Annotated in this window: 24 protein-coding genes; 12 read left to right on the plus strand and 12 right to left on the minus strand. The window is 64.1% G+C overall.

Annotation, left to right across the window (positions count from 1 at the left end; translation table 11 throughout):
• Both dnaG and O7A61_RS20280 read right to left on the minus strand, forming a co-directional pair.
• The coding region (gene dnaG / locus O7A61_RS20275) for a DNA primase (RefSeq protein ID WP_337131318.1) at positions 1 to 1242 on the minus strand (1242 nt) is incomplete at its 3' end.
• A 138-nt stretch (positions 1243 to 1380) separates the two neighbouring features.
• On the minus strand, positions 1381 to 1761 hold the full coding sequence (locus O7A61_RS20280) for an RcnB family protein (RefSeq protein ID WP_337108114.1): 381 nt from the start codon (positions 1759 to 1761) through the stop codon (positions 1381 to 1383).
• A 380-nt stretch (positions 1762 to 2141) separates the two neighbouring features.
• On the opposite strand from O7A61_RS20280, the gene O7A61_RS20285 reads away from it, so the two are divergent.
• The 4 genes from O7A61_RS20285 to O7A61_RS20300 all read left to right on the plus strand — a co-directional run bounded on the left by O7A61_RS20285 (position 2142) and on the right by O7A61_RS20300 (position 6489).
• Entirely contained in the window at positions 2142 to 3806 is a 1665-nt protein-coding gene (locus tag O7A61_RS20285) for a Na/Pi cotransporter family protein (RefSeq protein WP_140505131.1), read from the plus strand.
• Positions 3807 to 3940: 134 nt separating this feature from the next.
• Positions 3941 to 4150 carry a DUF2061 domain-containing protein gene (locus O7A61_RS20290; RefSeq protein ID WP_027145762.1) on the plus strand — a complete coding sequence of 70 codons (210 nt, stop codon included), beginning with the start codon at positions 3941 to 3943 and terminating at the stop codon, positions 4148 to 4150.
• A 115-nt stretch (positions 4151 to 4265) separates the two neighbouring features.
• Positions 4266 to 5450 (plus strand): MFS transporter, encoded by a 1185-nt coding sequence (locus tag O7A61_RS20295; RefSeq protein ID WP_337131319.1) that lies wholly within the window; start codon positions 4266 to 4268, stop codon positions 5448 to 5450.
• 1 nt (position 5451) lies between these two features.
• Positions 5452 to 6489 carry a DmpA family aminopeptidase gene (locus tag O7A61_RS20300; protein WP_337131320.1) on the plus strand — a complete coding sequence of 346 codons (1038 nt, stop codon included), beginning with the start codon at positions 5452 to 5454 and terminating at the stop codon, positions 6487 to 6489.
• Positions 6490 to 6546: 57 nt separating this feature from the next.
• Here the strand turns inward: O7A61_RS20300 and O7A61_RS20305 are convergent, their stop codons facing one another.
• Complete coding sequence (locus tag O7A61_RS20305) at positions 6547 to 7104, minus strand: GNAT family N-acetyltransferase (protein WP_337131321.1); 558 nt, start codon at positions 7102 to 7104, stop codon at positions 6547 to 6549.
• Between the two features lie 296 nt (positions 7105 to 7400).
• On the opposite strand from O7A61_RS20305, the gene O7A61_RS20310 reads away from it, so the two are divergent.
• On the plus strand, positions 7401 to 8384 hold the full coding sequence (locus O7A61_RS20310; RefSeq protein WP_337131323.1) for a hypothetical protein: 984 nt from the start codon (positions 7401 to 7403) through the stop codon (positions 8382 to 8384).
• 24 nt (positions 8385 to 8408) lie between these two features.
• Here O7A61_RS20310 and O7A61_RS20315 read toward each other — a convergent pair whose 3' ends face one another.
• Entirely contained in the window at positions 8409 to 8858 is a 450-nt protein-coding gene (locus O7A61_RS20315) for a GatB/YqeY domain-containing protein (protein ID WP_337131324.1), read from the minus strand.
• Between the two features lie 276 nt (positions 8859 to 9134).
• On the opposite strand from O7A61_RS20315, the gene carA reads away from it, so the two are divergent.
• Positions 9135 to 10340, plus strand: a complete 1206-nt coding sequence (gene carA, locus O7A61_RS20320; RefSeq protein ID WP_337131325.1) for a glutamine-hydrolyzing carbamoyl-phosphate synthase small subunit — start codon at positions 9135 to 9137, stop codon at positions 10338 to 10340.
• A 37-nt stretch (positions 10341 to 10377) separates the two neighbouring features.
• Here carA and O7A61_RS20325 read toward each other — a convergent pair whose 3' ends face one another.
• The 3 genes from O7A61_RS20325 to ypfJ all read right to left on the minus strand — a co-directional run bounded on the left by O7A61_RS20325 (position 10378) and on the right by ypfJ (position 12939).
• On the minus strand, positions 10378 to 10599 hold the full coding sequence (locus tag O7A61_RS20325) for a hypothetical protein (protein ID WP_337131326.1): 222 nt from the start codon (positions 10597 to 10599) through the stop codon (positions 10378 to 10380).
• Positions 10596 to 11861: a TCR/Tet family MFS transporter gene (locus O7A61_RS20330; protein WP_337131327.1), complete on the minus strand. Its 1266-nt coding sequence runs from the start codon at positions 11859 to 11861 to the stop codon at positions 10596 to 10598. Before O7A61_RS20330 ends, O7A61_RS20325 begins: the two co-directional genes overlap by 4 nt.
• A gap of 154 nt (positions 11862 to 12015) precedes the next feature.
• Entirely contained in the window at positions 12016 to 12939 is a 924-nt protein-coding gene (gene ypfJ, locus O7A61_RS20335; RefSeq protein ID WP_140505115.1) for a KPN_02809 family neutral zinc metallopeptidase, read from the minus strand.
• Positions 12940 to 13138: 199 nt separating this feature from the next.
• On the opposite strand from ypfJ, the gene O7A61_RS20340 reads away from it, so the two are divergent.
• Positions 13139 to 15208 (plus strand): hypothetical protein, encoded by a 2070-nt coding sequence (locus O7A61_RS20340; RefSeq protein ID WP_337131328.1) that lies wholly within the window; start codon positions 13139 to 13141, stop codon positions 15206 to 15208.
• A 53-nt stretch (positions 15209 to 15261) separates the two neighbouring features.
• Here the strand turns inward: O7A61_RS20340 and O7A61_RS20345 are convergent, their stop codons facing one another.
• The 3 genes from O7A61_RS20345 to mntR form a co-directional block, all read right to left on the minus strand.
• Entirely contained in the window at positions 15262 to 16095 is an 834-nt protein-coding gene (locus tag O7A61_RS20345) for an alpha/beta fold hydrolase (protein ID WP_337131329.1), read from the minus strand.
• A gap of 26 nt (positions 16096 to 16121) precedes the next feature.
• Positions 16122 to 16310, minus strand: coding sequence for a hypothetical protein (locus O7A61_RS20350; protein WP_337131330.1), 189 nt, complete (start codon positions 16308 to 16310; stop codon positions 16122 to 16124).
• A 209-nt stretch (positions 16311 to 16519) separates the two neighbouring features.
• Positions 16520 to 16969, minus strand: coding sequence for a manganese-binding transcriptional regulator MntR (mntR, locus tag O7A61_RS20355; protein WP_027145749.1), 450 nt, complete (start codon positions 16967 to 16969; stop codon positions 16520 to 16522).
• Between the two features lie 214 nt (positions 16970 to 17183).
• Between mntR and O7A61_RS20360 the strand changes: the two genes are divergently transcribed.
• The 3 genes from O7A61_RS20360 (at position 17184) to O7A61_RS20370 (ending at position 20198) form a co-directional block, all read left to right on the plus strand.
• Positions 17184 to 18548, plus strand: a complete 1365-nt coding sequence (locus O7A61_RS20360; RefSeq protein WP_337131331.1) for an Nramp family divalent metal transporter — start codon at positions 17184 to 17186, stop codon at positions 18546 to 18548.
• Positions 18549 to 18602: 54 nt separating this feature from the next.
• A complete protein-coding gene (locus tag O7A61_RS20365) occupies positions 18603 to 19439 on the plus strand; it encodes a protein-L-isoaspartate O-methyltransferase family protein (RefSeq protein WP_337131332.1) in 837 nt (278 codons plus the stop codon).
• A 108-nt stretch (positions 19440 to 19547) separates the two neighbouring features.
• Positions 19548 to 20198, plus strand: coding sequence for a dihydrofolate reductase family protein (locus O7A61_RS20370; RefSeq protein ID WP_337131334.1), 651 nt, complete (start codon positions 19548 to 19550; stop codon positions 20196 to 20198).
• A gap of 228 nt (positions 20199 to 20426) precedes the next feature.
• Here O7A61_RS20370 and O7A61_RS20375 read toward each other — a convergent pair whose 3' ends face one another.
• Positions 20427 to 21296, minus strand: a complete 870-nt coding sequence (locus tag O7A61_RS20375) for a LysR family transcriptional regulator (RefSeq protein ID WP_337131335.1) — start codon at positions 21294 to 21296, stop codon at positions 20427 to 20429.
• Positions 21297 to 21392: 96 nt separating this feature from the next.
• On the opposite strand from O7A61_RS20375, the gene O7A61_RS20380 reads away from it, so the two are divergent.
• On the plus strand, positions 21393 to 21992 hold the full coding sequence (locus O7A61_RS20380) for a LysE family translocator (RefSeq protein ID WP_337131336.1): 600 nt from the start codon (positions 21393 to 21395) through the stop codon (positions 21990 to 21992).
• Positions 21993 to 22077: 85 nt separating this feature from the next.
• On the opposite strand, the gene O7A61_RS20385 is transcribed toward O7A61_RS20380, so the two are convergent.
• A complete protein-coding gene (locus O7A61_RS20385; RefSeq protein ID WP_337131337.1) occupies positions 22078 to 22872 on the minus strand; it encodes an SDR family NAD(P)-dependent oxidoreductase in 795 nt (264 codons plus the stop codon).
• 212 nt (positions 22873 to 23084) lie between these two features.
• Here O7A61_RS20385 and O7A61_RS20390 point away from each other — a divergent pair, with 212 nt between their 5' ends.
• A complete protein-coding gene (locus tag O7A61_RS20390; protein ID WP_337131338.1) occupies positions 23085 to 23540 on the plus strand; it encodes a MarR family winged helix-turn-helix transcriptional regulator in 456 nt (151 codons plus the stop codon).
• Positions 23541 to 23697: the final 157 nt, after the last annotated feature.

Consider the following 23697-nt stretch of genomic DNA (forward strand, 5'->3'; position numbering starts at 1 on the left):
GCTTTCGTCGCGGATGCGGCTGCTGAGTTCCCGCAGTGTCTGTCCCAATTCCGCCCGCCGCTCGGGCGTGTCGAAGACGCCGCCCGCCGTCTCGCGCATCCACAACAGGTCGACCAGCGGCCGCGCATCGGCCAGCACGGCGCGGAAGGCCTCCGGCCCCTCGGCCTTGACCAGATCGTCGGGATCCTTGCCTTCCGGCAGCAGCGCGAAGCGCGCCGAGCGTCCGGCCTGCACCGATGGCAGCGCGAGATCGGCGGCCCGCCAGGCCGCCTTCAGCCCGGCCTTGTCGCCGTCGAAGCACAGCATCGGCTCCGGCGCCATGCGCCACAACAATTCGAGCTGGTTTTCGGTGAGCGCGGTGCCGAGCGGCGCCACGACATTCTCGAAGCCCGCCTGCGCCAGCGCGATCACGTCCATGTAGCCTTCGACCGCGATGACCGTGCCGCCCTTGGCCAGAGCCCCCTTTGACAGGGCTTGCCGGGCGCGGGCGAAATTGTAGAGCACGTTACCCTTGTGGAAGAGCTCGGTATCGGGCGAGTTCATGTATTTGGCGAGCGCGTCGGGGGCCAGCGCGCGGCCGCCGAAGGCGATGATCTTGCCGCGCGAATCCGGGATCGGGAACATGATGCGGTCGCGGAACCAATCATAGGAGACCGGAATGTCGTCGCCATGGCGCACCAGTCCGCAGGCCTCGATATCGGCTTTCGGCACACCCTTGGCGGCCAGATGCTCCTTCAGCGCATTGCGGCTGTCGGGCGCGAAGCCGAGCCGGAACGACTGCTGTGTCGCCGGCGTCAGCCCACGATCGCGCAGATAGGCGCGAGCCTTGGCGCCCTCGGGCCCTTGCAGGCGCTCCTGGAAAAAGGCGGTCGCCATCTCCATGACATCGGTCAGGCTGGCGCGTTCCTGCTCGCGCCGCTCTTCCTGTGCGTCGCGAACCGGCATCGGCACGCCGGCCATGTCGGCGATCTTCTCGACCGCCTCGGGAAAACTCAGTCCTTCGAGCTCGGTCAGGAATTTAAAATGGTCGCCCGAGACCGAGCAGCCGAAACAGTGGTAACGGCCTTTCTTGTCCTCGCAGTGGAAGGACGGGCTCTTCTCGCCATGGAACGGACAGCAGGCCCAATAGTCGCCGCGCGACGTATTGGTCTTCTTGCGATCCCACGCAACGCGCTGGCCGATGACCTGTGAAATCGGCACGCGGTCGCGTATCTCGTCGAGGAAGGCGGGCGGAAATCGCATCGGGGAACTCGTTTCGTCACCATATAATCATGCCCGCGATTGCAGACGACCCCTAATGCGGACGATGCCCGGTTTCCACAGGGCAAAAGAAAGGCGGCCATTACGGGCCGCCTCCTTTGTTAGCCGATTGTCAGGCGGTTACTGCGCGGCAAGCGCGCCGAAGATGACGCCGGAGAGGATGCCGACCAGCACATAGTCATTGCCGACGCGGATCCATTCCTGGCCGCGGCCGGGACGATGCAGGCCATAGCGGCCATAATCGCGGATCGGCTGGTGCTGCCTCCAGCCGGAATATTTCTGGCCGTTGCGCCAGTGGTTCCGCTTCACGATCACCTTCTTCTGGACGAACCGCTTCTGGATGACGCGCTTCTTGACATCCCGGTTGGCGGGCTTCTGCCAGTCGACCTTGGCGTAGTTCGACTGCGGCGCCACTGGCGCGTTCATCGGCGCTGCCTGGCCGGTGAGCGAGGTGGCGGCCAGCATCGAGAAAGCGAGAGCGGAAAGGACAATGCGTTTCATCAGAAGTCTCCTTGGTTGTCGATGCCAGGGGAATAGCGGCCAGGGGATGAACCGAAACTGAACGCCAGCATTACAATTATGTAATGAATTCCGCCAGTTAATCCAAAGGTTTGAACATCATCGCAAAGACGGGCGCCAAAAGCGTCGCGGATCCGGCCGATTCCACAGCTTAGGACCATGCAACCATTTGCGGGCCCGTCCATTTTCCGACACCGGCTGTCGCCTCGCGGTGGGCCCTTGAAATCGACAAATTTTTATTATCCGGCTAAAATATTCCGGCTATATTCCAAGGCTGACATGACCATGATTCGTGCCCTCGTCTTCGCCCCCTGTCGCCATGCTGCCCGAAGCGCGGGCCATGCCCGCGCGCAGGCGCGGCGATGAGCGGCTCGGTCGTCCTTCTGCATCTGGCCGGCGCGGTCGCGCTGATGCTGTTTGCCACCCGCATGGTCAAGACCGGCGTAGAGCGCGCCTATGGCGACGTGCTGCGTCATCGTCTGCGCGCCACCATGCGCAATCCGATCATGGCAGTGCTGGCCGGCACCGGCCTTGCGATCGCGCTGCAAAGCTCGACCGCCGTTACCTTGCTGGTCGGCTCCTTCGCCGGTTCCGGCATCGTCTCGGGCGCCGCCGGCCAGTTGGCCGTGCGTGGCGCCGAGATCGGCTCGGCTCTGGTGGTCAAGCTGCTGACCTTCGATCTCACGCTGCTGGTGCCGCTCTGCCTGACATCAGGCACGGTGATGTTCATGGCCACCGAGCGGCGCGACTGGCGCCAGATCGGCCGCATCCTGGTCGGCATCGGCCTCTTGATCCTGTCCCTCGAAATGATCGGCCAGGCGTCCGAGCCGCTGCGCAACAGCCAGTTGCTGCCGGTCATCCTCAACTACTTCTCCACCGATTCCATCACCGCCTACCTGCTGGCGGCAATGATCACCTGGCTGTTCCAGTCGAGCATCGCGGCGGTGCTGTTGATGGCCACGCTGGCCGGCCGCGGTCTGATCAGCCCCGAACTCGGCCTCGTCCTCATCCTTGGGGTCAATCTCGGTTCATCGCTCATCGCGCCGATGCTGACACGCTCGGCCAGCCCCGAAGTCCGCGTCGTGCCGGTCGGCAACCTCCTGATGCGCGGGCTGGGCTCGCTGGTCATGCTGATCCTGTTCATGATTTTCCGGCCGCACGTCGCCTTCCTCGGCCCGACGGCGGCCGATCAGATCGTCAACGCCCATATCCTGTTCAACGTGATCATCCTGCTTGCCGGCCTGCCGCTGGCCGGTTTGGTCTACCGAGCCTCCGAACGGATCGTGGCGCTCGGCGCCAAGCCGGCGCCGGCCGCCACGCTCGACGTCGTCGAACTGTCGGCGCTCAACGAAAGCGCGCTCGATGTGCCGAGCCAGGCTCTGGCCAACGCCACACGCGAGGTGGTGCGGGTCTGCGAGACGGTCGAGATCATGCTCAAGCGCATCATCGAACTCTATGAGGACGCCGACTCGGACAAGATCAAGGCATTGGCGGCGCTCGACGACCGTGTCGACCGCAGGCACGCGGCCATAAAGCTCTACCTCGCCAAGGTCACGAGGAACCCGATGACCGAAGACGAGGCGCTGCGCTGCCAGGAGCTGATAGGCGCCTGCGTCAAGCTCGAGCAGGTCGGCGACATCGTCGTGCGCAACATGCTGGTCCATGTGAAGAAGAAATTCGAACGCGGGCTGGAATTCACCGACGAAGGCTGGAGCGAATTGTGCGCCTTCCACGCCTCGGTGCTGGCCAATGCCCGGCTTGCCTTCAACGTGCTGGTCTCGCGCGATGCCGAAACCGCACGCCAGCTGGTGCTGGAGAAGGACCAGCTGCGCGACCGCGAAAAGGAAACCAGCGCCAGCCATTTCCTGCGGCTGCGCGAAGGCACCGCCAAAAGCGTCGAAACCAGTTCGATCCACCTCGATACCATCCGCGACCTGAAGCAGATCAACTCGCTGCTGGCCTCGATGGCCTATCCCGTGCTGGAAGAGCGTGGCCTGCTCACGGGGTCACGGCTGAAGGCCAGCTGAGGCGACAACGATTCGCCGCGGCGGCATCCACCTTGGCAACAAGGGGTAGGCATTCCAGCCGTGAACGACCAAATTAGTCTTTGCTTAACCACCCATCCGTCGGCTAAGAATCCGTTTCCACCGGGAGGAAATCGATGGAAACCCATTCGCGCAGTTTCGCCAAGGCGCTTTCCTGGCGGGTGACCGGCACCATCGATACGATGATCATCTCGTTGGTGGTGACCGGAAGCGTCAAGATTGCGGCCGCCATCGGTGTAACGGAGGTCTTCACCAAGTCGCTGCTTTATTATTTTCACGAGCGGGCATGGCTGAAGGTTCCTTACGGACGTAAGTCCGTGACCTGACGGGACCGGTGCTCAACGGATCTGGTCAAGAAAAGCTAAAGCGACCGTGACAATTTCTGGATTGCCTGCCCGGGCTATCCATGGTTTGAGCCCTGTATTTCGGGGGTTTCTGCTCATGTCGCTGCCGCTCATCGCCCTGTTCATCGCCGCCTTCGCTTTCGGCACCACCGAATTCGTCATCGCCGGCGTGCTGCCGCAGGTGGCGCAAGGGCTCGGCGTTTCGGTTCCTTCCGCCGGCTACCTCGTCTCCGGCTATGCGTGCGGCATCGCCATCGGCGGCCCGCTGCTGGCGCTCGCCACCAAGTCCTTGCCGCGCAAGACCTTGCTGCTCGGCCTCGCCGTCGCCTTCACCCTGGGCCAGGCGGCCTGCGCGCTGGCGCCCGACTTCACCTCGATGCTGTTGCTGCGCATTGCCGTGGCAGTCGCGCATGGCGCCTATTTCGGCGTCGCCATGGTGGTCGCCGTCGGCCTAGTGCGCGAGGATCAGCGTGGCATGGCGGTCGCCGTCATCCTGTCGGGCCTCACCGTCTCCAACGTCATCGGCGTGCCGGCCGGCACCGCCATCGGCAACATCTGGGGCTGGCGCGCGACCTTCTGGGTGATGGGCGCACTGGGCGTGGCGGCAACTCTGGCCATGGCGGCCCTGTTGCCGCGCACGACCGGATATCAGGCCAAGGCGGCGAGCCTAGCCAGCGAGGTCCGCGTGCTGGCGCGCCAGCAGGTCTGGACCTCGCTGATCCTGATGCTGATGCTGATGCTCGGCCAGTTCTGCCTGTTCACCTACATCACCCCGACGCTGCTGGAGGTGACAGGGCTCGACGAAAACCTGGTGCCCTGGGTACTGCTGCTCAACGGCGTCGGCGCCACGCTTGGCGTCTTCCTCGGCGGCAAACTGTCGGACTGGAAACTGATGCCGTCGCTGATCACCATGCTCGCCCTGCAGGCGGTGACGCTGGCCGTCATCTGTGCCGTCAGCCCCTACCCCGTGCCGATGGTTGTCGCGATCATCGTCTGGGGCGGTCTCAACTTCGCCATCGGCACCCCGATCCAGACCCGCATCCTGTCCTGGACGGCCGACGCCTCCGGCCTCGCCGCCTCGCTCATTCCGTCCGGCTTCAATATCGGCATCGCGCTGGCCGCGTCGCTCGGCGCCGCCATGCTCAATGCCGGGTACGGCTATCGCACCCTGCCGGTTGTTGGCGCGTTTGCCATGCTGGTCGCCGTCATTGTGGCTGTCCTCTCCCATCTTTGGGAACGGCGCAGCGACATCGGCCCGCCGGTACCGGCCGCCGCCGAATAACATGGCAAGGACTGTCGCCGATTTCGGCCTGACCTGCGGCACCTTGCCGACGGGCACGCACAACGCGATCACCGACGTGCCTGGCGTTCGCGTCGGTCACTGCACGCTGCGCGACGGCGACATCAACACCGGCGTAACCGCGATCCTGCCGCATGGCGGAAACCTGTTCCGCACCAAGGTGATGGCGGGAAGCCATGTCATCAACGGCTTCGGCAAGACGGTCGGGCTGACGCAGGTGCAGGAACTCGGCACCATCGAGACGCCCGTTCTCTTGACCAACACGCTCTCGGTCGGCACCTGCGCCACGGCGCTGATCCGTGACGCCATCCGCCAGAACCCCAATATCGGCCGCACCACCGGAACGGTCAATCCGGTGGTCGGTGAATGCAATGACGGTGCGCTGAACGACATCCAGGCCATGGCGATATCGGAGGAGCATGCCCTTGCCGCGTTGGCGGATGCCCGTGAGGGCGCGGTCGAGCAGGGCAATGTCGGCGCCGGAACGGGAATGAGCTGCTTCGGCTTCAAGGGTGGCATAGGCTCGGCCTCCAGGAAGATCGCGCTTGGCGACGGGCATCATCTTGGCGTCCTCGTCCTGTCGAATTTCGGCAGGCCGGGCGACCTCGTCCTGCCCGATGGACGCCGGCCCGACCCCAGGCGGCAGGCCGAGGCCGAACGCGGCTCGATCATGATCGTTCTGGCGACGGACGTGCCGCTCGAACACCGCCAGCTCGAGCGCGTGGCGCGCCGCACTGGGGCTGGCATCGCCAGGCTTGGCTCCTTCTGGGGCAATGGCAGCGGCGACATAGCCATTGCCTTCAGCACCGGCAACCCGGTCGACCACGATGAAACCCGCGATCTGGTGCCGCTGGTCGCGCTCAACGAAGCACGCATCGACATTCTCTTCCGGGCGGCGGCGGAAGCGACGCAGGAGGCGGTGCTGAATTCCATGCTGTCCGCCGAGGCTTTCACCGGCAGGGCCGGCACGCACCGCGCATCGCTCGCCGACTGGCTGCGCGACCAGGCCGAAAGGCGATAGGTCTTAGAGACCGTTTCGAAATTCGCTCTGGCCATCAGAGAGTTTCCAAACGGTCTCTTACAGCTCGATCCAGAACCGCAGGCTCTCCGCCCCGCCATAGGCGGCGTCCTCGACGAAGCGCTCGACGAGCTTGCCGCCATTGGCCAGGATCACCTTGTGCGAGGCCGGATTGCCCGGTTTGGCGGTGATCTCGACATAGGGTAGGCCCACCGCCCTCGCCTCGTCCAGCATCAGCCGCAACGCTTCGGTGGCGTAGCCGCGCCGCCGCTTCCACGGCACCACGGCATAGCCGATATGGCCAAGCACGTGCGGCGGCAGTTCCGCCGTGCCCTTCTGCCAGCGAAAGCCGATCGAGCCCGATGCCTCGCCGTCCCAGATCCAGCGGCGGAAGCCCGGCAGCCGCGGCACCTGTGTGCCGTCGGGCAAGGCGATGGGGGGCCCTTTGGCCTCGGGATCATCGAGGTCGGCGAGGAACGCCATGGGATTTTCTTCTATGGCCGCGAGCTGCTCGCGCGTCGCCTCCAGGAGCCGCACATTGTCCGGCGACCAGCCGCGCTCGAGCGCCGCCTTGTAGGACGGCAGATGTTCAAGCGCCGGTTTCACGATCTCGACCATGATCGATGCCTCCTAATAAACGAGGCAGGCATAGCCTTCGACAGCAGGGCGCTCAAGCCGGCTGAAGAGCAATCCGGGCGGATCGAAAATCGGGGACGTTTGCAGGCCTCCGCCCCAAGCCTTGGCCCAGCATGGCAGCAGCTTATGGATGGTTGCGCGTCGGCCTGGTCTCTTCGCGCATACTTGCCGACGCGCTAAACAAGATGTGTTTCGCCTGATGACGCCCCGCGTCTTATGATCGTCCTCTGGTGATTCCGCGGGGAATCACAAAGGGCTTCGGCAGGAGAATGGGTACGGTGCGGTTGAGATCTGTCCCGCTGGGTGTCGTCGTCACCCTCAGCCTTCTTGTCATCATCGTTGCCTTGATGGCATCGGCCCGGTCCTTTGCCGCGCCATCGGCTGTTCCCGCCTGGCTGGAGGCCCATGTCGGCAACGGCGATGGCCAGATATCACAAGTGGTGCTGGAGCGGGCGCGCGCGCTTTACCTGAAGAAGGTGGCGCAGGGCGCCGTCCGGAACCCCTGCTACTTCGCCATGGATGCCACCCGTCCCGGCGATCTCGGCAAGGGCGTGCTCGGGCGCCGCTACTATGTCGTATGCGAAGCCAGCCAGTCGTTTCGCGCGATTTCGTCGGGTCACGGCGGCGGCCGGAACCTGAAAGGCACCGTCGATTTTTCGAACGGCAGGCGCTGCGCGAAGAACTTCGGCAATGCCATGGATTCGGAACTGACCGCCGGCGGCGCCTACATGACCAGCGAAGCGAAAACCTCGTTCAAGGGCTTTTATCGCACCGGCGCGAAACAGGACGTGGCTTTCCAGCGCACCTTCATCCAGTTCGACGGTGAAGGCGAAGTCGCCAACGCAAGGCAGCGCGTGATCGGCGGCCACGCGGCGCAAGTGCTGCGCACCATGTGCATGCGCAAGACCCCGAACAGTTCCTATGCTGACCATGACGGCTTCGTGCCGTTCGGCAAACTGGTGGACTATGCCGGCGGCCGCAGCAATGGTTGCACCAGCTGGTCGCCGGCCGATGCCGCGCAACTCATCTCGATGGTGAAGGACAATCCGACGACGCTCTACATCTATCCGGAATCGCGCGATATCGCCGCCGTTGCCAGCGGCCATTCCGCTTCAGGCACCTACTGGAACGCATCGTGCCTGAAGGAAATCGGCAAGCCGAAATTCTGGCCGCGAAAAATGCTCGAGCCTGTCATCGCCCAGTACAAGAAGGATCATCCCGCACCACCTGCGCAGCCGCTGCCGATCTGCAAGGAGCCGTGAGACGCTGACGCGACGGTAAAAGCCCTACTGCAGCAGCCCCTTGACGATGCCGCTCGCCTTGCCGAAATCCATCTGGCCGGCATATTTCTGCTTCAGCGCGGCGATCACCTTGCCCATGTCCTTCTGGCTGGCCGCACCGGTCGCGGCAATTGCCTCGCGCGCCGCCGCCGCGACAGCCGCATCGTCGAGCTGCGTCGGCAGGAAGCAACGGATGATCTCCATCTCGCCGCGTTCCTGAGCCGCCAGTTCCGGCCGCTTGCCGTCCTCGAATGCCTTGGCCGATTCCTCGCGCTGCTTCACCATCTTGGCCAGGATCTGCAGAATTTCCTCGTCGCTGGCGGGTTCCTTGCCGGCGCCACGATTGGCGATGTCGCGGTCGTGGATGGCGGCCTGGATCAGCCGCAATGTCGGCAGCCGGTGCTTGTCCTGCGCCTTCATCGCGGTCTTCAGGGATTCGGCGATTTTCGCGCGCATTGCTTTCTCTCCTTCGGTCGGCGCGGACAATAGCGCCGGGGACAGGCCAACGCAAACCCTGACATGCCAGGGCAAGCCTATGATATTCCTCAATGAAATAAATCGCGACGGCATTTCGCATGATCATTGACCGCCCTGCTCCCTTCCCCTATGTACTGGGCCTTGCATGAACTGAAGCTTGGGTGCGTGGAGGCCGCGAATTCGCCGCTTCGCGCCGTTTTGCTGCGCGAAGGCCCGCCGGGCTATGGAAGCGCGCGGCCTGATAGGAGTGCCGCCATGGCCGAGATGACGCCCGCCTGGGCCACTGAAAAGCCTACCGCCCTTCTGGTGTTGGCGGACGGTACCGTCATCGAGGGTCGCGGCCTCGGCGCCACCGGCTCCGCCGTCGCCGAAGTCTGCTTCAACACCGCACTCACCGGCTACCAGGAAATCCTCACCGACCCGTCCTATGCCGGCCAGATCGTCACCTTCACCTTCCCCCATATCGGCAACATCGGCACCAATGGCGAGGACATCGAAGACCTCAACCCGGCTGCCCGCGCCGGCGCTGTCGGCGCCGTGTTCAAGGCCGATGTCACCAACCCGTCCAATTACCGCACCGCGGGCCACCTCGACCAGTGGCTGAAGAAGCGCGGCATCGTCGCGCTCTCGGGCATCGATACCCGCGCGCTCACCGCGCTGATCCGCGAAAAGGGCATGCCCAACGCCGTCATCGCGCATGCGCCGGATGGCGTCTTCGACCTCGACGATCTGAAGCGGCGCGCCGCCGCATGGTCGGGCCTGATCGGGCTCGATCTCGCCAAGGAGGTCACGTCAGGCCAGTCCTCGGTCTGGCGCGAGACGCCATGGGTGTGGAACGAGGGCTTTGGCGAACAGGCCGAGCCTTCGCTGCATGTCGTCGCCATCGACTACGGCGTCAAGCGCAACATCTTGCGGCTGCTTGCCGGCCTCGGCGCCAAGGTCACCGTCGTTCCCGCCAAGACCGACGCGGAAGAAATCCTCGCCATGCAGCCCGACGGCATCTTTCTCTCCAACGGCCCCGGCGATCCGGAAGCCACCGGCGGCTATGCCGTGCCGGTCATCCAGGACCTGCTCAAGACTGACATCCCGGTGTTCGGCATCTGCCTTGGCCATCAGATGCTGGCGCTGGCGCTGGGCGGCAAGACCGCCAAGATGCACCAGGGCCATCATGGCGCCAACCATCCGGTGAAGGATCACACGACAGGCAAGGTCGAGATCGTCTCGATGAACCATGGCTTTGCCGTCGATGCCGACTCGCTACCCTTGGGCGTCGAGGAAACCCATGTCTCGCTGTTCGACGGCTCGAACTGCGGCATCGCGCTGACCGGCCGTCCGGTGTTCTCGGTCCAGCATCACCCCGAGGCCTCGCCCGGGCCGCAGGATTCGCACTATCTGTTCCGCCGCTTCGTCAACCTGATCCGCCAGAAACGCGGCGAGGAATTGCTGGTGGAGCGGGCTTAAGAGGCGTTCTTGCGCCTCCGTCGCAAACGCTCCAAACTTACGCCACCGGCCGGCCCTCGTTGGCCTCCCGGATTGCAAACGATTGCTGGCGGTCAAGATTGATCTCCAGCGCCTTGGGCATCGCGGCCACCCGTCTCGGCTTCATCGAACCGAGCACCGGCACCAGCCGGATGGCGCAGTAGCCAAGTGATGGCGACGGTCGCAAGATCGCCGGCGCCGGCGACACGCCGTCGGCGGTCAGCGCGGATGCAAGTGTCATGCCTGTGCTCCATCCTCGGCCACATCGGTCGACGTGCTGCTGAGTGGCGACGGTCTTGCCACCTTGGTAACGAAGACGATGACCGCCAGCATCAGGAAGCACGCGCCGACCAGATAGGGCGCGCCGCCGAAGGTGACAGGCGCGCTTGGCCCGGTGAACCAGGAAAAGATTGCGGTATAGAGCAGTGGCGTGATGATCGAGGTGATCGAGAAGAGCGAGGTCATCGCGCCTTGCAACTCGCCCTGTGCCGAAGGCGGCACCTTGGCGGCGGCGAGGCTTCTGAGCGGCGGATCGGCCAGCGCTTCCAGGCAGCCGACGACGATCACCGCATAGACCATCCAGCCTTGCGAGGCGAAGGCATAGCCGAAGGCGCTGGCCGCCGTGAACGTCAGGCCGATGACCGCTGTTCTCCACTCGCCGAGCCTGGGGATGACGCGCGGCAGCACCGTGCCCATGACGATCGCGCCGCACAGGCCGAAAGCGCCGAGCGAAAAGCCGATCTGCTGCTCGCTCCAGCCATAACGGTAGTTGGAGACGAACGACCACACCGCCGGATACATCATGTGGCCGAGCGTCATCAGGAAGAAGACCAGCCCGATCCAGGCGATGCCTTGATACTGGCGCATCTGCAGGAGCGTGCCGACCGGGTTGGCGCGTTTCCATTCGAAGCGGCGGCGATGCTTTTCATCGAGCGTTTCGGGCAGGAAGAACATCGCGATCAGGAAGTTCACGAAGGCCAGCCCGGCGGCGCAAAAGAACGGCACGCGCGGGCCGAATGTGCCGAGCAGGCCGCCCAGCACCGGCCCGATGACGAAACCGACGCCGAACGCAATGCCGAGCAGGCCGAAATTCTTCGCCCGATTCTCGTCGTTCGAAATGTCGGCGATGAAGGCCGACGTCGTCGAATAGCTGGCGCCCGAAATGCCGGCGAGCACACGCCCGATGAACAGCATCGGATAGGACCAGGCGATCGCGCAGATTAAATTGTCGATGGAAAAGGTCAGCACCGAGGCGAGCAGGATCGGCCGCCGCCCGAACCGGTCGCTCAGGCCGCCCATGATGGGCGCGAAGAAGAACTGCATGGCAGCATAGACGAAGAACAGCCAGCCGCCCTCGATCGCTGCTTCGCTGATGCCGACGCCGGTCAATTCCCTGAGAAAAGCTGGCAGCACCGGCATGATCATGCCGAAGCCGATAATGTCGAGCAGCAGCGTGGTGAAAACGAGCGCAAGGCCCCGCCTGGCGGTCTTGGGGTCGATCATGATGGTCAAGCTCCTCTGGCCGCCCTGGGGCGCGGGTGGACGCACCTTATAGGCGAGCCGGCGAAAAGGAACAATGCGGGAACAGGCAGGAAGCTTTGATCCTGACACTCCCTGACGGCGTGTTAGCGGTCAGGGAGGGCAGGGAAACAAGTGATTACAGTGAACCGCTCATCGTGTTGCAGTCCGACAGCTTGCCGCTCTTGTAGCCGCGCGTCAGCCAGGTCTGCCGCTGCTGCGAGGTGCCGTGGTTGAAGCTTTCCGGCACGACATAGCCCTGCATCTTCTTCTGCAGCGTATCGTCGCCGATCTGCTTGGCCGCGTTCAGCGCGCTTTCGAAGTCGCCCTGCTCCAATATGCCCTTTTGCCCGGTGTAGTGCGCCCACACGCCGGCGAAGCAGTCGGCCTGCAGCTCGATGCGCACCGACAGCTGGTTGGCATCGGCTTCGCTCATGCCTTGGCGCATCTGGTTGAACTTACCCATGATACCGGTGAGGTTCTGCACGTGGTGACCGACCTCATGCGCGATGACGTAGGCACGGGCGAACTCGCCTGAAGCGCCGAACTGCTGGTCGAGCTGCTGGAAGAAGGTCATGTCGAGATAGACCTTGTGGTCGCCCGGACAATAGAATGGTCCGGCCGCGGCGGAAGCAAAACCGCAGGCCGAGCGAACCTGGCCGGAAAACAGCACCAGCTTGGGGTCCTCATAGGTCAGGCCCTGCGACTTGAAGATGCCGGTCCAGGTGTCCTCGGTCTCGGCGAGCACGGTCGCCACGAACTGCTTCATCTCGTCATTGGCGGGTGTGCCGCCGCTGTCCTGGCTGCCGCTATTGTCTGATATCTGGCCGCCACCACCCGGCAGCAGGCCGCCGTCGCCGCCGCCCAGGATTGCCGAGGGATCGAAGCCGAAATACCAACCGGCCAGCACCACCAGGATGACGAGGAATATGCTGCCGCCGCCACCGGCGCGGCCACCGATCGGGATGCGGAACTGGCCGCCACCACCACCGATCCCGCCGCCGCCACCGTCGCTGCGGTCGTCCTCGATATTGTCACTCTGACGACGGCCTCTCCAGAGCATGGCAACTCCTCGCGCTGCAAATTTCCGATTGACCTGCCGATCTCTCGGCCAGCCTGATCCACCAAACAATTATCGCAACGGCTGCTCCAAGTCACAGCATTTTTCATGGCCAGGATAGCGCTGGGCATCGCCGTTTCACCGCACTGGCCGGGAGCGCACAAGGCCTGTAGCATCGCTGGCGTGGGGAGGGGTTCGAGGCTTGAGGACGATCGGGGGTTTCCTGTCGCTGCTGGTGGCGCTGCTGTGGCCCGGGCTTGAAAATGCCGGCGCCGTCACGCTCGATTCCAGCGTCGCCGTCACCGATCCCGCCACCTTGCAGGCGCTGGAGCGTGGCGGCCTGTCGATCAGCCGCCTGCTCGGCCCCGCCCTCGGCCTCACCCGCGACGTCGACAATCGCGGCCTGTTTTCGGTGCCGGCGCTGGCCACGGTGCGCGACACCGTCAAGCGCGAGATCGCAGATGAGCCGAAGACCAGCCCCGATCTCTATGTCGCGGCCATGGCGAAATCGAACGACACCAGCCAGAAATTCAATCCCAAGTACATCGACGACGACGGATCGACGCTCGACCTGACCGGCGTCGTCAACCGCATGGACCGAGGTTATCTCGGCCACACCGAGTGCGGCGAGATCCGGCTGATCTACCGCTTCCACTATTCGGTCGAGGAAAAACCCGCCAAGGGCAAGCCCGGCCAGCGCATCTCCTCCCGCCTGCCGTTGACCATGAGCCTGGTCTTCAACGCCAAGCCCGGGAAGGCGCAGGCCCGCGCTTCGAAGAACCTGCCGAGCGCTACCGACGCGTCCTGCGCGGACGTCGCCCGGCGCTGGCTGGCCGCCGGTCGAAAGGACCTGCCGCCGGAACAGCTCGCCGCCTGGCTGCGCTCCGACGAAGGCCCGCTGTCGGGCGCCATGCTGAATTCCTCGCAGATCATGCGGATCGAGCTCAACATGCAGGTGCTCAGGCTGTCGGCCTCGACACGGCGCGACTTCGGCGGCCATGCCGAGTATCTCCTGAAGATCTTCAAATGGGATCCAGAGAAGTCGAGCTTTTATGAAGCGAAGATGGAAAACGAGATCGACCGGTCAACCGTGCTGGCCGACAGGCCAGCCTTCGCCAAATGGCTGCTCACCGACCGCAACATCTATGACCTCGACCATGGCCGGCTGGTGGTCGACGAAAAATTCCTGGCCAGGAGCGCTGTGTCGGTAGCGCCCGGCGGCCTGAGCCGCTCGCAGAACAACATCGTCTATGGATTGGTCGACGACGCCGACATCGACAAGGCGCTGAAGGACTATGTCGCCAGGGGCAACACGCTCGCCACCATCAAATCGGTCGCTGGCTTCAACCTGCGCCTCAATGAGATGTCCTGCACCGGCTGCCACCAGACGCATGGCATCGCCGGCTTCCACTACACCGGCGCCGATCCGGCCAGCGAGCCGCGCCGCAACGCCGTCTTCGTGCCGGGCTCTGCCGTCTTCTTCGCCGACCTGCCGCGCCGCCACGCCGTCGTCGAGGAATTCGCCGCCGGCGGCTACCCCGATTTCACCAGGGGCTTCGCCGCCCGCCCCGATGCCCGCTACGTCGAGGCGCTGAAGGGCAACGACCTCTACAATGGCTGGGGCTCTATCTGCTATCGCGGCGAGGATGAAAGCTTCAAGGGCTGGACCTGCGGTGCCGGCCTGCGCTGCGCCGGCGTGCATGAAAGCGCCATTCATCCAGGCTTCGGCACCTGTGTCAGCGAAAAAGGCATTGCGGTCGGCGACCCCGTGGAATTCGGCGAGATCAGGATGTCAACCTGGGGCAGCGACCGGTATTGCCGCCTGTCGCCCGCCACCGCCAAGGATTGTGGCATCGACCCGGCGCGCGACAAGAAGCCGGTGGTGAAGCTCGCCGGCTATGGCGCGGCACGCCAGCGCTACGACAATCCCGACCAGAAGACCGGCGGCTTTCCTGGCGGCATGCTGCGCAAGGCGGGCTGCGACAAGCTCCCCGACGAGGCAAGTTGCGGTCATCTCGCCAAGACCGGCTTCAACGACTGCATCGCGTCCGGCAAGGACCATAAATTCTGCACCAGGGAATTCACCAAGATCGCCGGCCTGCGCGCCTGCGACAAGGCGCATCCCTGCCGCGAGGACTATATCTGCACCGCCGGCTATGAGGATCTACCCGAGGCCAAGCCTGGCGAAGGCACCTGCATCCCGCCCTATTTCATCTTCCAGTTCCGCGTCGACGGCCATCCGCGCAGCTGGAAACAGGATGTCAGCGAGTGAGCCGTCCGGGGACTGGACAACAGCCCCGGAGTAAACCTTCCTTCCGAACAGTCCTAGCCGGCTTCCATGCTCCGCCAGAACTGAAGGACCGTAGCGGCGATCGCTTCCGGCGCATCTTCCTGGACGAGATGCTTGGCATCAGGGACTGTCTGAAACGTCGCGCCGGGAATGCGCCGCGCCAGCTCCCGGCCGTCCTTTACCGGGATCCAATCGTCATTGTCGCCCCAGAGGATGGTGACCGGACACCGGATTTCGCCATATCGCCACTCCACCTCCTCGGTGTATTTGTCATCCATCTGTGCGACTTGCCTCCAGAATGCCTTCTGGCCCTCGTCGCCAAGCCATGGACGCAGATAGGCCTGCATCTCGTCCTTGCGTAGCGGATTGTAAGTCGCGCCGTTGATATAGGCGCGCAAGATCGCTTCGTGAACATAGGCGGGCAGCTCGGCAAAAACCTTCTCGTTCTGTTTGGCTGCCTGGACCAGCGGCGAGCCTTGCGGGCTGATCGCCACCGGATCGATCAGCACCAGCGAGCGGAAATCCAACCCGTTGAGCAGATGACCGCGCAGAGCGGTCGATCCGCCGAAATCATGCGCGACCACGTCGGGCCGTTTCAGCTTCCAGTGGGCATAGAGCGCCGCGAACAATTCGTTCTGGATGCCGCGCGACACGTCGCCGTCCGGCTTGTCCGACCAGCCATAGCCAAGCATGTCGAAATAGTGGACGCGTCGCTGCTTGGAGAGCCATGGCGCGATGCGGCGCCACTCGACCGAGGAGAAGGGCGTGCCATGGAGAACGACGGCGGGCGGTCCTTCCCCCATCACGCCCCAGGCGATGGAATGTCCTTGAAAGACAAAGCGTTCGGGCGGGCGCCACTCGATCGTCATCTGCATCGATCCGGAACTACCGCCGCCTACTCTTTCTGCTTGGCACCGGCGCTCTTGCCGTCCGAGCTTTTCGAGCGTTCCTCGAAACGATCGGCGCCTTTCTTCAGCGAATGTCCCGCTTCGGCTTCGGTCTTGCGCTCGTCCCTGGCCGCCGCCTGTTTCAGTCCCGTGGCTGCCTGCTTGCCTTTTGCGGTCGGTGCCTGCTCGACGCCCATCGCTTCCTCCCTGGCGCGCAACAAGCGCGCGATGAGAGGCAACGCGCATAAGCGCCGACGGTTCCGGCGGCTAAAGCATGTCGCCCGGAAGTGTCCTCGGTTCTGGGATAACGACCTGCATGAAATCAGAAGCTTACGGCAGGTCGGGCGAATCCTATTCGCCGCGACATGCCTGTAACGTGTTCGAAAACTCGGCAATGAAGCGCGTTTCAGCGCGCGGTCATCGCCTTGCGGAACGCTTCCAGCGTCTCGGCGCTGACATGGTGCTCGATGCCCTCGGCGTCGATGCGTGCCGTCTCGGCGCTGACGCCGAGGGATCGCAGGAAGGCTTCCACCGTCTGGTGGCGAATGCGGCTTTCCTCCGCGACCTTGCGGCCGGCTTCGGTCAGGAACACGCCGCGATAGGGTTTTCGCGACACCAGCCCGTCGGCGCAGAGCCGCGTCAGCATCTTGGCCACCGTCGGCTGGGCGACGCCGAGGCGCGCGGCGATGTCGACCTGGCGCGCCTCGTTGCCGTCCTCGATCAGGTCGGCGATCAGTTCGACATAATCCTCGACCAGCGCACTGCGGCGCGCTTCGCGCGTCTGCCGGAACCCTTCCGAATGGATATCGGCATCGAGCAACGGCTCACGCGGGACCGGTCTGTTCTTCAGCGCCAATGCGCGCTCCTCCTCGGAAGTTTAGCCGTCGCTGCTTTTATAGCACGGGCTCTGATTCTTCAGGCCGTTTATTTGCATTCCACGAGAGGCGCAATCGGCGTCTCCGGTTGCCCGCCCTCGCAACAAGCCCCGACAATGAAATATAGCCTATTGCATAATGTTGAGCCATGGCATAGCTTATGGGTATCCTCCGGAAGCCGCGGAAAGCCTTTTCATGTTAGAAGCAGACGTCACAGCCCCCCGGTCCGCATGGCGGTTCGCCAGACGGGAGGAAGACGATCAGCCCAGCCTGCGCGAGGTCAATTCCACCATCGAGGTGCCGACGTCAGGCGTCTGGTTCCGCCGGCTTTTCGCCTTCATGGGCCCGGGCTATATGGTCTCGGTCGGCTATATGGACCCGGGCAACTGGGCGACCGACCTCGCCGGCGGCGCCCAGTTCGGCTACACGCTTTTGTTCATCATCATGCTGTCCAACCTGATGGCGATCCTGCTGCAGGCGCTGGCCGCGCGGCTTGGCATCGCCACCGGCCGCGACCTCGCCCAGGCCTGCCGCGCCTACTACCCGCGCCCGGTCAACTTCGTGCTATGGATCGCCTGCGAGCTCGCCATCATCGCCTGCGACCTCGCCGAGGTGATCGGCACCGCGATCGCGCTGCAGCTTTTGTTCGGCATCCCGCTGATCGGCGGCGCCATGCTCACCGCGCTCGACGCTTTCCTGGTGCTGCTCCTGATGAATAAGGGTTTCCGCTATCTGGAAGCCTTCGTCGTCGCGCTTCTGATCATCATCTTCAGCTGCTTTGCCATCCAGATCTTCGTTGCCGCCCCGCCGGCCGGCACGATCTTGCATTCGATGTTCGTGCCGTCCTCCGACATCATCACCAACCCGGCGATGCTCTACATCGCCATCGGCATCATCGGCGCCACGGTCATGCCGCATAATCTCTATCTGCATTCCTCGATCGTGCAGACCCGCGCCTATGAACGCACCGACGCGGGCAAGCGCGATGCCATCAAATGGGCGACGATGGACTCCACCATCGCCCTCATGCTGGCGCTGTTCGTCAACGCCGCCATCCTGATCGTCGCGGCGGTCGCCTTCCACGACACCGGCCACCATCATGTCGCCGAGATCGACCAGGCCTTCCAGCTCCTGTCGCCGCTGCTTGGCTTGGGCATCGCCTCGATCCTGTTTGCCGTGGCACTGCTGGCCTCGGGCCTCAACTCGACGGTGACGGCGACGCTCGCCGGCCAGATCATCATGGAAGGTTTTCTGCGCCTGCGCATCCCCAGCTGGGCACGGCGTCTTTTAACGCGCGGCCTGGCCATCGTTCCGGTGGTGGTCGTCACCGCGCTCTATGGCGAGAAGGGCACCGGCCAGCTGCTGGTGTTCAGCCAGGTGATCCTGTCCATGCAGCTGCCCTTCGCGGTCATCCCGCTGGTGCAGTTCGTCTCCGACAAGAAGAAGATGGGCAACCTCGCCATCCCGCGCGGCGTGGCGGCATTGGCCTGGGTGGTCGCGGCCATCATCCTGGTGCTCAATTTCAAGCTGCTCTACGATACCATGTCCGGGGCTGGTTGAAGGCCAGTTTAATCCCGGGACAAACCGCCTGATCGCTCTATCTTTGCCGATGCCATGAGCAACATCGAAGACATCAGGAGATTCTACGCGCGGCTGATGGCGGCCAACGCCGCCTCATCGGACCCGCGTCTGGAAGACGTGTTCGCCAGCGTGCCGCGCGAAGCCTTCCTCGGTCCTGGGCCATGGACGATCATTGCCGGCAACGCCACGCTCACGACACCAAGCGCCGATCCGGCTCACATCTACCAGAACGTGCTCGTGGCGCTCGATCCCGACAAGGGCATCAACAATGGCGAGCCCTTCCTGCATGCCATATGGATCGGAAAACTCGCGCCAAAGCCAGGCGAGGCCGTCACGCATATCGGCGCCGGCAGCGGTTACTATACGGCTTTGCTTGCCACGCTGGTTTCGCCCGGCGGCACCGTCGCTGCTTTCGAGTTCGACGACCAGATGGCCGAACTGGCGCGCGGAAATCTCGAAGCCTACGGCAATGCGACTGTTGTCCATGGCGATGCGGTGACCTCGCCCCTGCCGCCATCCGACATCATCTATGTCAATGCCGGTGTCGTGGCCCCTCCCGCCGGATGGCTGAAGGCGCTACGCCCCGGCGGCCGCATGATCTTCCCGTGGCGTCCGGCCGAGCGCGTTCCTTTCGCGGTGATGGTGACCCGCGGCGAAAAAGGCTTCGCCTGCCACCCGTTCATGCGCTCGTGGTTCATCCCTTGTGTCGGCGCGTCGACCGCCGACTCCGCCGCGAAGATCCCGACACGCGAAGAGGCCGCGCGCAGCCGCTCGATCTGGCTGATCGAGGACAGGCAGCCAGACAGCAGCGCCACCGCGATCTTCGAGCATGTCTGGTTCTCGTCGGAAGCCCCGAGCGCCGGTGATTGAGTGTCTATGGCGAACCAGATTCGCGGCCGCTGTCGGGATGGGGCGGCTGGTCCGTCCTTGGACTGAAGTCCGGCCGCGACGGCGTGGACGAAAGCAAGGGAGAGCACAATGAGAAAGATCATCGCCGCAACCTTCGTCAGCCTCGATGGCGTCATGCAGGCACCCGGTGGACCGGAAGAAGATCCGGTCGGCGGCTTCAAATTCGGCGGCTGGACGTTCCACTACTTTGACGAGGTGGCGGGCGCGGCAATGGATGAGCTATTTTCCAAACCCTTCGCCCTGCTGCTCGGCCGCAGAACCTACGACATCTTCGCCGCGTATTGGCCGTACCAGAAAGATCCGATCGCGGATGCCTTCAACCCCGCGACCAAATATGTGGCGACGCATCGGCCCGATACTCTGACCTGGCAGAACACGCACGCGCTTGGACCCGATATCATCGCGACTTTGCGCCGGCTCAAGCAGGAAGATGGACCTGACCTGCTCATCCAGGGATCTGGCAATCTCATTCAGACCTTGCTCGCCAACGGGCTGATCGACGAGATCCGGCTGATGACCTTCCCGCTGTTGCTGGGCAAGGGCAAGCGGCTGTTCGGCGATGCCGCGATGCCGGCCGCCTTCAAGCTTGTCAAATCGCAGGCTTCCACCACCGGCGTCATCATGGCGACCTACGAGCGCGCGGGCGAAATCGAGGTCGGCTCCTTTGTCACGGGCAAGCCCTCCGACGCCGAACTCGAGCGGCGCAAGAACTGGAAGTAAATTCGACCCCTGGCATCAAGCTGGAACACCCCTCATCCGACCTCGCTTCGCGAGGCCACCTTCTCCCACAAGGGGAGAAGGAGGAGCCTGGCGCATTCGGCTCAGCCACTCTCCAACATTGGCAATTAGCCATGACATCGATGGCTCTTCCTTCTCCCCTTGTGGGAGAAGGTGGATCGGCGCGTAGCGCCGAGACGGTTGAGGGGTGATCCAGCTAGACGCGACTCCTCAAGCCGCCTGCAATCGCCGCCCCAGCCCCTCACGGATATGCCGTGCGAACTCCTGCGCCGCCGGCCCGACGCCATGCCTCGGCAGATGCAGGTTGATGGCAAAATTCGGCAGCGGCGGCAGGCCGGCGTCGAACGGCAATATGTCGAGATCCGGAGGCACGGTGGAAGCCAGCCATGTGGTGACGGCGAGGTCCGAGCGCACCGTCGCCGTGGTCGCGTCGATGTTGCCGTTCTCGAACACGCTGCGCCATTCCAGCCCGTGCTGGTTGAGTGCCGACAGCACCACCGGCCGGAAGGCGCAGGTGTCGGCGACGATCGAGACCGGTAATGGCCGCTTGGCGCGGGCCGCCCCGCCCCTTGCGCCGACCCAGACCAGCCGGTCGATGGCCAGGCATTCGCCTGACGTCGGACCGACCCGCTCCTCGATCACCGCGAGATCGATGGTTCCCGCAGCAAGTGCTGCCGCCAGTTCCGGCGAGGAGGCGCAGACCAGCGATATCTCGACCTGCGGATAGGCCTCGGCATAGGTCTTCAGCACCGGCGCCAGCAAGGTGCCGACAAGATCGTAGGGCACGCCGAGCCGCACCTGGCCGGCGACAGCACTCCCCACCATGTCGGTCCAGATCTCGTCATTGAGGCTGAGCAGGCGCTTGGCCTTGTCGAACAGCCGCTCACCGGAATGGGTCAGGCGCAGACCGCGCCGGTCGCGTTCGAAAAGGCTGCAGCCGAGCGTGTCTTCCAGCCGCTTGACCTGCTGGCTGACGGCGCCCTGCGTCAGGTGCAGCGCATTGGCCGCCGCCGTCATGCTCGCCTTGTCGGCGACGGTGACGAAGGTGCGCACGAGGCGGGTATCGAGATTGCGGATCATTCCAGCATTATATATGCTAATGCGGATCATCGCAAACATTGCATTTACTGATGCGAGCCGGCGTCTACCATGGAGTTTCCGACAAAGGACGTCCCCATGCTCCAGCCTATCCTGCCACTGATCCTGTTTGCCTTCGTGGCCACCGCCACGCCAGGCATTGCCACCACCCTGTCGACCGCTTCAGGCGCGCAGTTCGGCTTTCGCCGCTCGGTTCCGTTGATGATCGGCAGTGCTGCCGGTCTCGCGACCGTGACGGGTGCGGCCGCCGCCGGGCTTGCCGGTCTGCTGCTTGCCATGCCGTCGCTGCAGCTTGCCATGAAGATCGCCGGCTCGCTCTACCTCGTCTGGCTGGCAATCAAGATCGGCCGCGCCGGGCCGCCCAATCTCGATGTGGCCATGGCCAGGCCCAACAGCTTCCTGGGGGGCGCCGGCATCCAGTGGATGAACCCGAAGGGCTGGGCGATGGGGCTGGGCGCGGCTGCCTCCTTCGCCGCGCTTGCCGACGGGCCAGGCCAACTGGCGCTGCTGCTCGGCTCGACCTTCGGCCTCACCGCCGCCATCTCGCTGTCCGTCTGGTGCGTGGCCGGCATGGTGCTGGCACGGCTGCTCACGACCGAGTGGCAATGGCGCGCGCTCAACATCGTGCTGGCGCTGGTGCTCGCCGCCTCGATCATCCCGATGTGGCGGTCGGCGTAAGGAGCATACCCATTTCCTCTCCCCCGCGTTGCGGGAGCGAGAAACCCAGGTCTTGCAAAGTCGGCGCCAGCCTTCCCGTCCAGGCTCAAACGGCGTAGCGAGCCGCCGGCTTATCGGCGTGCAGGCTGCCGTAGAAGGCCTGCCGGGCGCCGAGGAACGTGTCCAGCTTTCCCGTATCGGCAAGCGCCGGCACGGTGACGGCTTCGCCCCGCGCCAGGCCGACAAGGGCGGCATCGACCATATCGTCGGCGGTCATGACGATCTCCTTCGGAAGGGTATCGATATCGCCGCCGGAAAGCTCCCAGAAATCGGTCCGGGTCGCGCCCGGCAGCACCACCTGAACCCTTACCTCGGTATCAGCGACCTCGCGCTGCAGAGCTTCGGTGAAGTTGACGACATAGGCCTTGGTGCCGCTGTAGATGCCGCCGAACGAGGTGTCGAAGGCCAGCACCGAGGCGATGTTGACGATCCCGCCACGGTTGCGTGCCAAAAGCCCGGGCAGCACGGCACGGGTCAGGCGGGTCAACGCCACGACATTGACCTTGATCATGCGCTCGGCGGCGTCGGCGTCGGCGGTTGCCACCACCGCCTGACCGCCAAGCCCGGCATTGTTGACCAGCAGCGTCACGGTTTGGTCGGCCGATATCGCCTGCTCGACACGGCGCACATCGCCGTCGTCGGACAGGTCCGCTGTGATCACGCTGACGTTGTGGCTGTAGGCATGGCGCAGCTTCTCGGCCAGCTCCTGCAGCCGGTCGGCACGCCGCGCCACCAGCACAAGGTCATAGCCTTGCCCTGCCAACCGGTCCGCATAGACCGCGCCGATACCCGATGAAGCGCCGGTGACGACCGCCGTGCCCTTGTTTGCCTGTCCGCTCATTGTCCTGTCCTTCTGTCTCGAATGGTTGCTTCGACCTGGCCGAGGCATCGCAGGCATCAGCCTCTAGGCGCCCGGGCAAGTCGCCTGATTGATTTAGTGGTATATGCCACTTTTATGAAGTAGGCATATGCCACTATCTTGTCAATGAGCGCATCCGGGATTATTTATCAGGCAGCAGCCGGACAGAATGTCGTCGCTGCCAAGGAACCATCATGTCGAAAGAGGCACCGTCCGGACTGACGCTCTGCAACAATGCCATGCTGCGTCGCGCGACGCGCAAGATTGGCCAGTACTATGACGATGTGCTGGCGCCCTCGGGTCTCAAGGCCACGCAGCAGGGCCTGCTCTACCAGATCCACGTCGGCAACGAGCCGGCGATGGGCGCCATAGCGGCTTCCCTGATCATGGACCTGTCGGCGCTCGGCCACACGCTGAAGCCCCTGATCCGCGACGGCTATGTCGAGACCTTCGCCGACCCCGCCGACCGCCGCGTCAAGCGGGTGCGGCTGACGCCGCAAGGCCTCGTCAAGCTCGATGAGGCTATGAAACTGTGGCATGTCGCCCAGCAACGTTTCGAAGCGATGGTGGGCAAGGATCAGGCGGCAAACCTCCGCGCGGTGCTGGACGACATCAGTGCGCTGGATTTCGATATGCCGCCGCTCTTCTGACTGAAGAGCGGCCGGCATCATTTCAATTCCAGGTCTTATTCAGCCGGCATCGCCACCGGTCTGGCAAACATCCGCCCGGCCAATACGATGCCGAGCCCGATGACCGGGAAGGCCGCCGCGATCAGGCCGAGATCGGCCGGCGCGCCGTAGCGCAGCA

The sequence above is a fragment of the Mesorhizobium sp. Cs1321R2N1 genome, from assembly GCF_037179725.1.
GTDB classification, from domain to species: Bacteria; Pseudomonadota; Alphaproteobacteria; order Rhizobiales; family Rhizobiaceae; genus Mesorhizobium; species Mesorhizobium salmacidum.